This is a genomic window from Peribacillus simplex NBRC 15720 = DSM 1321 (genome assembly GCF_002243645.1).
Lineage (GTDB): Bacteria > Bacillota > Bacilli > Bacillales > DSM-1321 > Peribacillus > Peribacillus simplex.
The window spans coordinates 5603178-5617043 of sequence record NZ_CP017704.1 but is presented as its reverse complement, the minus strand read 5'-3'; the positions used below and the strand labels follow the sequence as shown (position 1 = coordinate 5617043).

At 39.6% G+C, this 13866-nt stretch carries 12 protein-coding genes and 2 pseudogenes; 13 read left to right on the top strand and 1 reads right to left on the bottom strand.

What is annotated here, in order from left to right; genetic code table 11:
• Positions 1 to 157 precede the first annotated feature (157 nt).
• Genes BS1321_RS27070 through BS1321_RS27060 form a run of 3 tightly spaced genes read left to right on the top strand, consistent with a single transcriptional unit; the run spans position 158 to position 3788 of the window.
• Positions 158 to 1588, top strand: a complete 1431-nt coding sequence (locus BS1321_RS27070) for a spore germination protein (RefSeq protein WP_063236015.1) — start codon at positions 158 to 160, stop codon at positions 1586 to 1588.
• Entirely contained in the window at positions 1585 to 2679 is a 1095-nt protein-coding gene (locus BS1321_RS27065) for a GerAB/ArcD/ProY family transporter (RefSeq protein ID WP_063236014.1), read from the top strand. Before BS1321_RS27070 ends, BS1321_RS27065 begins: the two co-directional genes overlap by 4 nt.
• Positions 2676 to 3788 carry a Ger(x)C family spore germination protein gene (locus BS1321_RS27060; RefSeq protein WP_063236013.1) on the top strand — a complete coding sequence of 371 codons (1113 nt, stop codon included), beginning with the start codon at positions 2676 to 2678 and terminating at the stop codon, positions 3786 to 3788. The genes BS1321_RS27065 and BS1321_RS27060 overlap by 4 nt, the downstream gene beginning before the upstream one ends.
• Positions 3789 to 3885: 97 nt before the next feature.
• Here the strand turns inward: BS1321_RS27060 and BS1321_RS27055 are convergent, their stop codons facing one another.
• The gene (locus BS1321_RS27055; protein WP_063236030.1) at positions 3886 to 5337 is read right to left on the bottom strand and encodes a flavin monoamine oxidase family protein; all 1452 of its coding nucleotides are present in this window, start codon (positions 5335 to 5337) and stop codon (positions 3886 to 3888) included.
• Positions 5338 to 5701: 364 nt separating this feature from the next.
• Between BS1321_RS27055 and BS1321_RS27050 the strand changes: the two are divergent.
• The 10 genes and pseudogenes from BS1321_RS27050 to BS1321_RS27005 form a co-directional block, all read left to right on the top strand.
• Positions 5702 to 5961 (top strand): annotated as a pseudogene (locus tag BS1321_RS27050) (proline dehydrogenase); the annotation flags it as partial.
• A 20-nt stretch (positions 5962 to 5981) separates the two neighbouring features.
• The gene (locus tag BS1321_RS27045) at positions 5982 to 6260 is read left to right on the top strand and encodes a hypothetical protein (RefSeq protein ID WP_081113086.1); all 279 of its coding nucleotides are present in this window, start codon (positions 5982 to 5984) and stop codon (positions 6258 to 6260) included.
• A 100-nt stretch (positions 6261 to 6360) separates the two neighbouring features.
• A complete protein-coding gene (locus BS1321_RS27040) occupies positions 6361 to 6867 on the top strand; it encodes an acyl-CoA thioesterase (protein WP_063236011.1) in 507 nt (168 codons plus the stop codon).
• 130 nt (positions 6868 to 6997) lie between these two features.
• A pseudogene (locus tag BS1321_RS28400) lies at positions 6998 to 7280 on the top strand (Glu/Leu/Phe/Val dehydrogenase dimerization domain-containing protein); the annotation flags it as partial.
• Between the two features lie 720 nt (positions 7281 to 8000).
• The gene (locus BS1321_RS27030; protein ID WP_063236009.1) at positions 8001 to 8270 is read left to right on the top strand and encodes an aldehyde dehydrogenase family protein; all 270 of its coding nucleotides are present in this window, start codon (positions 8001 to 8003) and stop codon (positions 8268 to 8270) included.
• Positions 8271 to 8540: 270 nt separating this feature from the next.
• A complete protein-coding gene (locus tag BS1321_RS27025; protein WP_063236008.1) occupies positions 8541 to 9902 on the top strand; it encodes a cytochrome ubiquinol oxidase subunit I in 1362 nt (453 codons plus the stop codon).
• Between the two features lie 15 nt (positions 9903 to 9917).
• Positions 9918 to 10964: a cytochrome d ubiquinol oxidase subunit II gene (locus BS1321_RS27020; protein ID WP_063236007.1), complete on the top strand. Its 1047-nt coding sequence runs from the start codon at positions 9918 to 9920 to the stop codon at positions 10962 to 10964.
• 28 nt (positions 10965 to 10992) lie between these two features.
• Positions 10993 to 11751 (top strand): hypothetical protein, encoded by a 759-nt coding sequence (locus BS1321_RS27015; RefSeq protein ID WP_063236006.1) that lies wholly within the window; start codon positions 10993 to 10995, stop codon positions 11749 to 11751.
• 179 nt (positions 11752 to 11930) lie between these two features.
• Complete coding sequence (locus tag BS1321_RS27010; RefSeq protein WP_063236005.1) at positions 11931 to 12602, top strand: TetR/AcrR family transcriptional regulator; 672 nt, start codon at positions 11931 to 11933, stop codon at positions 12600 to 12602.
• 60 nt (positions 12603 to 12662) lie between these two features.
• Positions 12663 to 13805: an acyl-CoA dehydrogenase family protein gene (locus tag BS1321_RS27005; protein ID WP_063236004.1), complete on the top strand. Its 1143-nt coding sequence runs from the start codon at positions 12663 to 12665 to the stop codon at positions 13803 to 13805.
• Positions 13806 to 13866 lie beyond the last annotated feature (61 nt).

Here is a 13866-nt window from a genome sequence, read left to right as displayed (position 1 = left end):
TTAACCATTTTGGATTGTTTAGGATGCTCGTTTCGGAAAGGGGGATTCATTATAAGGATTCTTGGTCTAAAAGCTGTCACCATTTCCTGTTCGAATAAAAAAATTGAAAATAGAGGAAACTGATACAATAAAACGCATTTAACCAAAGGAGTTCACCATGGAAAGTAAACCCTTGCATATAAGATTGGATCAAAAGCAGGAAAAATTGAAATCTGAATTGGATATGCAGGATGATGTAGTTTTTAAAAAGATATTCATTCCCGGTTATGAAGTTTCAGGGTTATTTGTATTTGTCAATGGAACAATGAATTATCCAGCATTCAATGATATAGTCCTAGATTTATCCGCTACGCAGGTCGAATCAAGGCACCCGGTTTCCATCGAGAAGCTGGTCATTTCCAAAATCTGTGCAGTCAGGGAACAAGATGTTGAAACATATGAAAAAGTCATAGAGCATATTTTTGACGGAAAAACACTTTTATTTATAGATGGAATGGCAAATGGTTATGTTTTGAATCTGGAAAAGGAGAAAATTCGTACACTGAGTGAACCTTCGACAGAGAGGGTTGTCCGTGGACCGAAGCTTGGGTTTATCGAAAGTCTCCAGGAAAATATCGGATTAATTAGACAATATTCAAACCATCCCAACCTAATCGTCAAACAACAGAAGTTAGGGACGCTTGAAAAACGGGAAGTTGCATTAATCTATTATGAAGGAAAAGCAAGCGATTCTTTGTTAAAAGAAGTGAATAATCGGATAAATGGAGTAAAAGCTACCGATCTCCAAGACTCGGGGATGCTTGAAGAATTAATTGAAGATACTTCGTTTAGCCCTTTCCCACAGATCCAGAATACCGAGCGTCCGGATAAAGTATTGGCGGCACTGCAGGAGGGAAGGGTGGTCATCATGGTTGACGGCTCTCCATTTGCGTTGATGGCACCTACGACGATCACGATGCTGCTGCAGTCACCTGATGATTATTATGAAAGGTGGGTCGCGGGTTCTTTTCTACGTGTCCTTCGTTACTTTTCTTTATTTATTACCGTTTTTCTTTCAGGAATTTATATCTCCTTGGTTTCGTTCAACCCTGGATTGCTGCCGACGGAACTAGCGATGACCATCGCTGGTACAAGGGAGAACGTACCATTTCCGCCTTTTGTTGAAGCGATCATCATGGAATTGACGATTGAACTGCTTCGTGAAGCAGGAATTCGGCTCCCAGCGCCCATTGGGCAAACGGTTGGATTGGTTGGTGGTGTCATTATTGGACAAGCAGCCGTTCAAGCGAATATTGTGAGTTCCCTCATGGTCATAATCGTAGCGATTACGACGATTACCTCTTTTACGGTACCACAATATAGCTTTGGACTGGCATTCAGGGCATTAAGGTTCGGGGCGATGATTTTTTCCGCCGTTCTAGGTCTATATGGAACCACTTTATTCTTTATCATCGTTATCAGCCATTTGTCGAAATTGACTAGCTTTCAAGAACCTTATTTTCAACCAACGGATTTTATCGGTAAAAAGACTTGGAAGGACGCGTTTCTCCGGTTACCGAAGCGGAAAAAAGGGGGGGAACTTTCTTGAGCCAAGCAGACGGCAAAATTCTTAGCGGGGAATTGGCCTCGATCATTTCATGCGCCATGTTAGGAGTTGGGATGCTTACGCTTCCAAGGACGATAACGGAAAAAGTTAATTCATCCGATGGATGGATCGTCTTGATTCTAAATGGGTTCATTATTGCCCTTTTAATATGCCTATTGGTTGTAATGTTAAAAAAACATAAAGTTATAAGCTATTTCACATACATGGAGGAGGCATATGGAAAGTGGCTCTCCAAAATTATTGGATTGATCGTGGTGTTTTACTTTATAGGAGTGGCCAGCTTTGAAGTGCTTGCCATGAGTGAAATGGTCCGATTTTATTTGTTGGAGGATACGCCGGTTGAAATATTGTTGCTCACATTGATTTTAGCGAGTGTCCATCTATTGACAGGCAAAATTAAAGCCATTGCAAAGGTGTGCGTCTTCTTTCTTCCTCTGACAATTGTCATCGTTTTGTTCATTTATATGTTCAGTATTAAAGTAGTCGATATAAAAAACCTGCAGCCTGTTCTTGGAAAAGGGTTTCTCCCTGTGATGAAAGGAATGGGCTCCGGGACTTTGTCTTTTTTTGGAATTGAACTTTTCATCTTTTTGTTTGGCGTCGTTAAAAATCAAAACAAGATAAAAAGTGGCGTTTTAATCGGTTTTTTCATACCGATGATATTATATGTGATTACATATGTTCTGGTAGTCGCTACACTGACTGTTCATGAAGTCAAAGCTGTTACATGGCCAACCATTTCTTTTATTCAATCGTATGAAGTAAAAGGGATATTTATAGAGCGTTTAGAGCTGTTTCTCTTAATCACCTGGATTCTTCAGTTCTTTTGTACACATGCAATTTACTATTACTTCGCAGCAGAAGGACTGACGAAAATTTTCAACAATTCATATTCAACGAACCTTATTGTTTTGGTTCCAATCATTTTTTTTCTCGCCAAAATCCCTAAAAATACAATCGAGATTTTTAAAATGAGCGATTTGCTGGGCTATGTATTTCCCTTTATATTGATTGGCTTGCCAATTATTACATTCGCAATCGTTCAAGTGAAAAGGAGTAGAAGAAGCGGATGAAAAGATTATGGTTAATCTTGCTTATTCCTTTGCTTACAGGCTGTTGGGACAGTCGAAATATTGAAGAATTATCCCTTGTGGTCGGAATGGGAATCGATAATAGTAAAAAGAAAGACGAAATTAAGTTAACACAGCAAATTCTGGTACCTCCAGGAAGTAGTATTCAGGAGAATCAAGCTCAATTAAAATATAAGAATGTTACCGTCAGTGCCAAAACGTTACATGAAGCAATAAGGGATTCTTTGCTCATAACCAATACGGTTTTAACCAATCATCAGCGTATCCTGATCATTAATGAAGATGTATTAAAGAAAGTACCTATGGAAGCTATCATTAATCAGTCCATACGAGATAACAATACAAGAAGAAGTTGTCTTGTTTATTTAACAAAGAGACCGACAAAAGAAATTTTGGGACTAGCCGACGATGGGGAGATCCCTTCGAATGTAATTTATGAATTGAAAGATAATGTGGAGCGAACGAATAAAATCCTTCCGCCTTTAACAATGGGCAAAGCTTCCTCAAGTTTGCAATCAGATGGAAGCTTTGCCATTCAGGCCGTTGATATAAGGGGTGGGAAATTAATATTGGAGGGTGCAGGGGTGATCAACAATTCAAAGTTGGTCGGGGTCATGAATGAGGAGGATATAGCTGCTTTAAATTGGTTGAACGGAAAGGTGAAAGGCGGGATAATCGAAGCGGTCCAACACGGCAAGCCTTTAAGTGTTGAAGTGATCAAAAGGACAAGGAGGAAAGTCACGACGGAATTGAACGGGGATCATTTGACGATAAATGTTAAGGTCGGTTACACAGTTAGACTTTCGGAAGATTGGTATGGTAAGGAAAATTCATTTGAAGAAGCCTATTTAAAAGAGATTGAGCGTATTGCCGAGGCTGAAGTTAAAAAGGATGTCAAGAAAATCGTATACAAATTACAGCATGAATATAAAACAGGAGTAGCAGGATTTTATCGTTATGTGGAAAATCAACATCCAAAGTTTTGGGAGAAAAATAAGCAGAAATGGGACGAAGTTTTCAGTAAAGCCGATATTAATTATGATGTGGATTTAAGGGTCATAGACTTCGGTTCAAAAGGAGGGATAAAGTGAATGGGCATAAGAAGAAAGACCTTCCGAATGGGAAGGTTTTTTTGTCAAAGCACTTTAGTTATTGATTACTTATTAGCCAAAGAAAAGGTCCATTCATTTAAAAAGGCTCACTCAATGTTCTAGGCAGATTCGTCACTTCATGTGCAACCCTGATACCGGACTGAATGGCACCTTCAATCCATGCTGGTACGGTTGATGTATGCTCACCAGCGAAGTGGACCCTTCCTTCAGGGGTTGGGATGTATGGAAACAAGTCCGTTTCCTGACCAGGTTTAAACATGGAGAAAGCGCCGAAGGCATACTGATTCAGTGTCCAGCTATAAGAAGCTCCTGATAAAAAATGGTCGTATACTTGTGTTCCATGGACCACTGCCAAGTTTTTCAATGATTGTTGTATACGATCATTTTCAGGGAGAATATCCCATAAAGTGGCGTCATCTTCCCATGTATAACTTGCTAAGATGAGACCGGATTCACTCTGGTTGCTCGTTTGGCTGGGGTAATAAGAAAATCTAATGGGTAAATCGGTCGTCAATTTACCGCCGAAGATTCCTTCCTTTTCCCAAAACCTATGTGTGAACTGAAGTCCAATTTTTGTGGACGCAGCATAATGGAGTTCCCTTATTGCCTTCCACTTATTATGGGAAAAGGAATTCCGGGGTTCAATATCTATAAATTGCAGCAATTGAAGAGGGATAGTCACGATGGCAAGGTCACCGGTGACCGTTAAGGGTCTTTTGCTTTGAGTATGTTTGGAATGGATGGTTACTTGATTATCATGTTGAACGATCTTTGTCACTTCATATCTGAAGTTTAGATTATCCTTCAATTCCGGTAGAAAAGCATAAGGAAGCCGGTCGTTTCCTCCTTCGATTGCAAAAAACTTTATGTCCGGATTAAAGAGCGGCATAAGCTCCCGAAGAATGGCCGGAAAAGAAAGTTCAGGGAATCCTTCTAAACCCATTAGGACTTTGATGCTTTCAATCGCCCCGGTGGATAGACTCACCCCTACAGGATTGTACTGCAAAAAGAAGCTCATGGAGTATTTATCAAATTCTTTAATGACTATTTCCCAATTTCTACGTGGGTTTTGAATGATGAAGTCAGTCACAGGCTTAATCGCCATGTTGAGTAATTCTTCAGCTGTTTTGCCTCTTTCATGGGGAGCAACAGGGTACCTCAGTATATCCGGGTTCCGTTGATATATAGCAGCGGTCGTCTTGATTCCATTGGCATAAATGGGATCATTAGGAGTCGCATTCACAAAAGTGTTGACTCGTAAACCATACTTCTTGATGTATTCAGCAACTAAGTAATGATAATTCGGGATGCGCATGGCACCGGCTTCAAGGTAGGAACCATTTGAAAATGGCTCCCGAATGGTAAAAACACGCCCACCGACCCTCCCGGATGCTTCCAATATCGTTACATCGTGTCCCGCTTGTTTTAAAAGGGATGCTGCAACCAACCCAGACATGCCGGCACCAATGATAATGATTTTTTTGGGGATTTGGGAAGTTCCAAGGCCATTTCTGATCACAGCGAGCATTTGATCGGGTGATAGCGGATCTTTGATAAAGGACAAAGTGTTTTTCTCCTCTCTTGTTACACTTTTTATATTGTGATTTACGCTATCTTATTCCAATTGGGTCACCATTTATGAAGGATCTTCAATTATTTGTCATGATTGATTATTGCTATCATATTCCACTAGGTTTATCCTTTATGTGGAATACTCAATTTTTAGATAATTTAATAGTGCAGGAGATGAAAAAGCTGCTGATTTGTGGTTAAAAGATGATGCTTTTTTTGGCAGTTAGCTATCTTAAGACTACTATTTATGATGGAGTCGAAATTAATTTAGAAAGTTAGAGAAGAAGTGTTCAGTCTTTTTGAACGATGGGATAAATATAGAGGCGATAGAGGCAACGGAATATAACGTAAGAACGTTAGAAGCTATGGGGAGTGTAGGAGTAAATAGTAATTTATCTGTAAAAATGACCCAACTTGGTTTGGACATTGATCGGAATTTTTGTGTTCAAAATATGTGTCGAATTCTTGAGACAACAAAAAAATACAACAATTTTGCCAGAATCGATATGGAAGATCATGCACATTGCCAAATCACTTTAGATATCTTGAGAGAATTACGCAAACATTTGATAATGTAGGATATAAGAAGCAAGATTTACGTTGTTGATAAATAAGTCGCTTTCATTGTTAATGGTGCAGTTTCAACGGAACTGGAAATCAAAGAAAGCGCTCGGTGAAGAGTATGATCTGAACCCGTCCTCCCTTGAACGGTGGATTCACCAATATGAAAAGTCTGGTTCCTTCCAAGAGAAAGACAACAGTTCACTCGAACAGGAGGAGCATTTAAAGCTACACAAAGAACTTGAGCAACAGCAGATGGTGAATGATATTTTAAATCAAGCTGCGCATTCTCGAACACTAGGCCGTGTAGGCCGATAGTGTTAAAAGGATAAAAAGCTCAAATTTGTATCATAATATTACCATATACTAAAATTTTACATAGGTGATTTCAGGTCCCATGTTTTAGGAGGACGGGTTTATGGAAGCAAAATATTGCAAAGAATCAAGGGTGATAAGAACGAGTCGTATATTTCCAAATGATGTGAACAATCATAATACATTATTTGGCGGCCGATTAATGAGTGACGTCGATCAAGTGGCATCGATTTCTGCAGCACGTCATAGTCGAAGTGAATGTGTAACTGCTTCTACAGATTCAGTTGACTTTTTACATCCCATTCGTACAACGGATTCAGTTTGTTTTATATCTTATGTGGCATGGACAGGCACATCTTCAATGGAGGTATTTGTAAAAATTATTGCTGAAGATTTAAAAAGCAGTGTACGTAGAATTGCAGCGACTGCGCTCTTAACATTTGTTGCACTTGATGAACATAAACGTCCAACACGTGTTCCAAATGTTATTCCGGAGACAGAAGAAGAAAAAAAATTACATGAAACGGCATTAGATAGAGCAAGGATGCGGAAACAGAGAAAACAAAAAAGTAAAGATGTGGCTATGTTTTTAAATGTAGATTATCCTTAACTTTCATATAGAAGATAAAACCTATAACCTACGAGGTGCAAAAAGGTAAGAGGCAATCCTTATCAAAATCGATCAAGCTGAAAAGCCGGACAATAAGCAAAGTGAAGTATTAGATTTACTAAGGTCAACCCTGTCTATTATAAAAAAGTAATTCAAAAGTTAGGATTATTACATCGAAATGTACGAGTTACTGAAAGAACCTCTTCGAATCCTTCCTGTACGAATGTTTGAATGGGTGATGGTTCAGTAAAAGTTTTCACAGGCTATCGTTCTCAACATAATGATGCAGTTGGACGTACAAAAGGGTGGAGTTCGTTTACATCTAGAAGGAACTGCTTTATTCATGTGGATGAGTTTAATGTGGGGTTTTTAATCCTTTGGGTGGAGGAAAATGCGGTGTTGTTTTTGATCCCCCCGAACATGTGGTGGAATCACGGTTCATACTTTTAATGGGTGTAAAACAATCAGGCTATTATTGGACAGAAGAAATGGCACAAAAATTACGAAATAATAGTCAATTCTTTTCAAAAGTTTTCTTCAAAAGCACAAAAAAGTACTATTTATTGAACATATGTTTAAAAAGGCTTACGACCTGGTAGAGTTTTTTTATTATAGAAGTCTATCATTATGGGGCAATATCTACTCGCTAGAAACATTGAGCGACTTTTGCAAAAAAACTGATTTTTTTGTATTGTATTGTTCTTTTTATGTCGAAGATTTTTCTATGGATTGAAAATAAATATATATAGGCTAGTACCCGTGCTTTTAATCTGATATATAGGAAAATCATTCCTGAAATTGGGCAAAAGTCAATGCCGGCCGCAATACACACATAGACTACTATATTGTAGGGTATGTGTGTATTTTTTATGTGCAGAAAATTATAAAAATAAATGTTATTTAGAGGGTTGTGAATAATTCGTGGCAATCTTTGATTCCACTCTTAGTGTTGTCAATGGTGATGGTTTATTCACAGATGGATATTTCGGAATTAGAGAAAAAGATTAATAAATTGTTGAAGACGGAAAGAAAGCCATTGCAGTTGTGGTAACGGTTGGAACAACTTTAACGGGTAGTATTGACCCAATCTTATCCATTGTAGAACAGCAAAGAATTATGGTGGTTGCATGTAGATGCTGCTAATGGAGGGTATTTCAGAGAAGTATCGTCAACTACTTTCTGGTATTGAAAGGCCGGATTCTATAACTTTTAACCCTCAAAAATGCATGGATGTTGCAAAATTATTTAGGCCCAGTACCAACAAACCACAGTGGAACAAGATTCAAGAACTCATCAACAAAGGTATTGAGGAAGATGTGAAAGTTATCGCTGGTGGTTCTGGCAAGCCAGAAGGTTTGGACGGGGGCTACTATGTGAAATCTACTCTCTTTGTTGTGATGTGACGAACGAAAGGGCGATTATTTGCACAGTTTTAATAAAATTGAGGTCCGTACATGCAATCTAAGCGAAGTTAAGAAGCGATCAACCGATATAAATATATCCCAAAAATAACCTCGATAGAATATTCGATAAACAATCAACCAAAAGCATCATTAAGTTAAAATACTGTCATTCAATACCACCTATGAAAACTTAGTTTGTGGAATATTATTAAATATTTTCCTTTACAGAGGAGATACTACCAAGAGACAAAGGTTAGAAAGGAAGACAGTATGGATCATATACAAATGGCCCGCGCGATGTTTGGGACGAATATGGCTGTACATATCATATTTGCAACGATTGGGGTCGGGTTGCCGATGATGATGTTGGCCGCGGAATTGATGTATCAAAGGACAAAGGATTTACAGTATGTTGTCATGGCTAAACGCTGGACCAAAACATTAGGGGTTTTACTTGGGGTCGGGATTCCGACTGGTACGATTGCCGGTGTGCAGCTGTCACTATTATGGCCTGGTTTCATGGAAGTGATTGGACGTGTCATGGCGCTTCCATTCCAGATAGAGATTTATGCATTCATGGTTGAAGCGCTGTTCATGTCAATCTATGTGTATGCTGCTGAAAAAATCAAGCCATGGGCCCGAATCGTGAGTTTATTCTTTGTTGCATTCGGAGCAATGGCTTCTGCTGTTTTGATTTCGAATGTCCATGCTTTTGAGGGGACACCGGCTGGGTTCCGGTTTGAAAATGGGGAAATCGTCGATGTCGATCCTTGGGCGGCATTTTTCAACCCAAGTTTCTTGGTGACGGCAGGACATACGGCCCTGACTGCTTATACTACAGGCGCTTTTGTCGTAGCGGCCGTTGCTGCCTATAAGATGCTGAAAAATAAATATGGCACAGCTGAATTTAATTTTCACCAAAAAGCACTGAGGCTCAGTATTGTATTGGGATTGGTTTTTTCTTTTTTGACGGCATTGAACGGTCATGCGACTACACAGCATTTATATAAGGAACAGCCGGAAAAATTGGCGGCGGCAGAAGGGTTGTTTGAAACAAAGGACCATGCCGGACTCACCTTGTTCGGTTATACCGATAGGGAAGCCCAGGAAGTGAAATATGGAATTGAATTCCCATGGTTATTAAGCTTTCTATCTGGAAATAGCTTCGATACGGTCGTGACCGGTTTAAACGATTTTCCGGAAGAGTATTGGCCGCCGCTTTATGTCCATATCCTATTCAACGCCATGGTCGTCATTGGTTCAGGGTTAATCGCGTTAGCACTGTTTGCATTGGTATGGAATAAATGGCTGAAAAAGGAGACTTATCCAAAATGGATTCTCTGGCTGTTTGTTGCTGCTGGACCGCTTTCGGTGATTTCGATTGAATGCGGCTGGATTTTTGCCTGTACAGGCAGACAGCCATGGACGATATACAGGATGCTGACTACGGAGGATTCAGTAACTTCTTACGAAAACCTTGGATTTTTATTCACGATGTTCATTATTGTTTATATCATTTTATGCGTTTCAGTCGTGTTTACACTTCTGTATTATTTCAAACGTCATTCCGTGATGGATGATATTTATAAGGCCGAACAGAAAGATGTAAGGCTTTTCGATTCGAATTCATAAAAGGGGGGAAGGCGTATGAGTGATGCTCTTCTTGCAATAACACTGGTCTGGGGTTTTATTTTTCTTTATGCCATCATGGCCTCTATGGATTTTGGCGCTGGCTTCTGGGCAATGACTTACATTAAAAAGGAAGAAACGAATGCTACGAAGATAGCAAATAGCTATTTATCACCAACTTGGGAAGTGACTAATACTTTTGTGGTTGGTCTTGTTATTGCGATTTACAGTTTATTTCCAGGTGCAGTTTTCCCAATTGGGGTAGCCTTGATCGTTCCCGCGAGTCTGATATTGGTCCTATTATGTATTAGGAGTGCTTTCTTGGTGTTCTCGCATAGCGTAGACAAATATGAGAATGCATTAACGTATATCTCAGGATTGACGGGATTGATCATACCCGGGCTATTAATCAGTGTATTGCCAATCACCCACCTTGGATTTGTCGAAGGCGTGAGAGGAAATGAAGAATTGAATCTATCTAAACTTTTCACGAGTCCGAATGAGTATGCATTTGTGGGGTTTGGAATTATGAGCACGCTTTTTTTATCATCTTTGCTCCTGTCTGATTACTCAAAACAGGCTGATGAAATGAAAGCATACAAAATATATCGCAGGGATGCGATGATAACGGGACCGCTTATGTTAGTCATGGCCCTGTTGGTTATGCTCACGTTAAAAAACGAAGCGAATTGGATCTACGAAGGAATGATGAAAAACTCTGCATTGTTATTCGTCTCGCTCGTTTTTTTCATCATTAGCGGGATAGCACTGTACTTACCCTATTTTTCTAAGCAGGAGGTTAAAGGGATGCCTCGCCTCGCTGTAATAGCGATTATCATACAGTATTTAATCGGCAGTTATGTTTATGGTATCGCACATTTACCTTATATCATATATCCAAATGTCACGATTCTTTCAGGATTTACCGACCCGACCTCATTCCGGGCCGTATTTGCCACATATATCGTGGGTTTTGCGATATTAGTGCCAGGGTTCTATTATTTCTGGTCCATCTTCATGAAAGATCAGCGTCGAAAGTTCAAACGGCGACAAATGTCAAATTAGTTCATCTTGGAAAAGAGAGGTTATCACTATGAAAAAGTTAGATCTGCTAAAATATGCGGTTTTAGTCATCTCACTATTTTTGAGCTACCAAGCGGTTGAAGCGCATGATAAAAATTTTCAGGTAGATGGCACATATATATCAACAAAAAGAGATGTAACGGGTGACCAGAAAATAGACATCATCCAGGTTCAGGGACTGCCATATGAGGAAGGAAGCAAGTTTCTGAAGAAAATTGAGTTGAATGTGGAAAGCAATCGCCGTACAATCAGCGTCCCGCTCGGAGCTGGGTATACTCCAGATCTCAAGGTTGCCGATTTGAATAATGATGGAGTCCAGGATGTATTGGTCACGGTTTTGATGGAAGGTAGAGAGCGGTTGATAACCAGTTACGCCTATACGTTCAAGGATGGAAAAGTGAAGGAACTGGAAGTCCCTCCATCCGTTCCAGTAATGGCGCAATTTCTTGACGGATACAAAGCGGAAATCATTATTGAAGGTCAAAAGCCTGTGGTGATAGATGTCAGTTCCAGAAAACAAGCATATGATGAATTGGGCATTTATCGAAATGGAAAACTAAATGAACCGACAGAGCTTTTGGTTGATCCATACTCTTCACTGGACCTCAAAACCGTTTTTGGTAAAGGAAAAGCGCTTATGGGAGTCCAAAATGTAAAAGGGCCCGATGAACGTGATTCGATATTGGAGATCAAATCAGTATGGAAGTATAACAATGGATGGCAGCTTGTAAAAGCCCAGGTTAAACCGGCCAAGGGAAGAAATAAATAGTGATGACAATATGGTACAGCATCGAATATATCATAGTTCAGGCATAACTTAGTTAAATAAACTAGGTTGACAGCTCTTGGTTTTGAGGGCTGTTTTTTTGTTTATAATTAAAAATTGACAATTTTTAAATATTTGGTAAAATTTAAATAAATCCAGTTAACTACATAACCACACTCTTTATGTTGTTAAATGTAAGCGGATACAAAGGGGGGTGCAGTCTTACGGAGTTAAAAGAAAAAATAATTGAAACATCGTTGACGCTCTTCGATCAGCATGGTTTTCATGGTGTCTCCGTTAACGAAATCGTTAAGGCATGCGGAACTAGTAAGGGTGGTTTTTATCACCATTTCTCTTCCAAAGATGAACTCTTATTTGTCATCCATGATTACTTTATTTCATATGTATTAATAAAAGCACAGGAAGCCATTTCAGAAAGTACCCATCCAACAGAAAAAATGCAAAAGATCATTCAATCATTCGTTAAAGTTTTTGACCTCTATAAACCACACATCTCAGTTTTCTATCAAGAAAGCATTTACTTAAAACCACCTTATGTTGAAGCAATCAAAAAAAAGCGTCAAATGTATAAAGAAATCATTTTTTCCGTCATCAAAGAAGGCGTTGACAAGGGAGTATTCCGCAGCGAATTGCCGGTGGAAATTACCGGAATGTCAATTCTGGGGATGGTGAACTGGTCCTATAAATGGTACAAAAGGGACGGTGGAAAAACAATCGATGAAATCGGCGATATTTACGTGGATTTAATTCTGAATGCCCTATTGACAGATAGACAAAAAGAAGCGGAAATCACCCAGCCATTTTTACTGAAGAACCAATTTCTTGTGGATTAAACAATAAACTTGATTTGCACAGACCAACTAGTCGGTCTCAATAGAAAGGGGAATGAACATATGGATTTTTCACTTACAAAAGAGCAGCAGATGATTAAGGAAATGGTTAGGGAATTTGCCGAAAAGGAAATTAAACCCATTGCAATAGAGTTGGATGCAAAGTCCATGTTTGCGGAGGATGTATTCAAAAAAATGGGGAAACTCGGGTTACTTGGAATTCCGTTTCCTGAAGAATATGGCGGTTCAGGCGGAGATACGATTTCGTATGCCATTGCAGTTGAAGAGGTTGGCAAGGCGTGCGGGGGAACCGGCTTAAGTTATGCAGCTGCCGTTTCGCTCGGAGCAAGTCCAATTTACTATTTTGGAACCGAAGAACAGAAGCAAAAATATCTGGTCCCTATCACGACCGGTGAAACTCTGGCAGCTTTCGGGTTAACAGAGCCTAATGCGGGTTCCGATGCTGGCGGTACGAGAACCACTGCCGTGTTGGAAGGTGATGAATATGTGATTAATGGCGAGAAAACATGGATAACAAATGCCAGCTATTCAAGAACCGTTACCGTCACTGCTGTATCGGGCAAAGATTCCAAGGGCAAGAATATCATCTCGGCATTCATCATGCCAACCGATACCCAAGGGCTTACGATCAATAGCAATTATGAAAAAATGGGAGTTCGGGCTTCCAATACTTGTGAAATCATTCTGGATAATGTTCGGGTACCAAAGAAAAATTTATTGGGAGATCCAGACAAAGGCTTCAAACAATTCTTATTCACGCTGGATGGAGGAAGGATTTCAATTGCAGCTTTGGCTGTAGGTATCGCTCAGGCTGCCTTTGATAGAGCTTTAGCTTTTTCAAAAGAGCGCATTCAATTCGGTAAATCCATATCAAATTTCCAGGCAATTCAATTCAAGCTTGCAGACATGGCGATGGAAATTGAATTGGCGAGGAATATGGTATATAAGGCTGCATGGTTAAAGGACAATAAAAAACCTTTTGCAAAAGAAGCGGCATACGCCAAGCTTTTTGCAAGTGAGACCGCGTTCCGGGCCAGCAATCAAGCGATTCAAATACACGGCGGATCTGGTTACATGCGTGAATATGAAGTGGAACGCTATTTAAGAGATGCTAAGTTATTGGAGATTGGTGAAGGCACATCCGAAATTCAAAGAATCGTTATTGCCAGACAATTAGGCTGTTAATCTTTCTGAACGTAAAATGAACAATGATGCTTGGGTTCATTTTGGTGAAAAGCAGATGTTA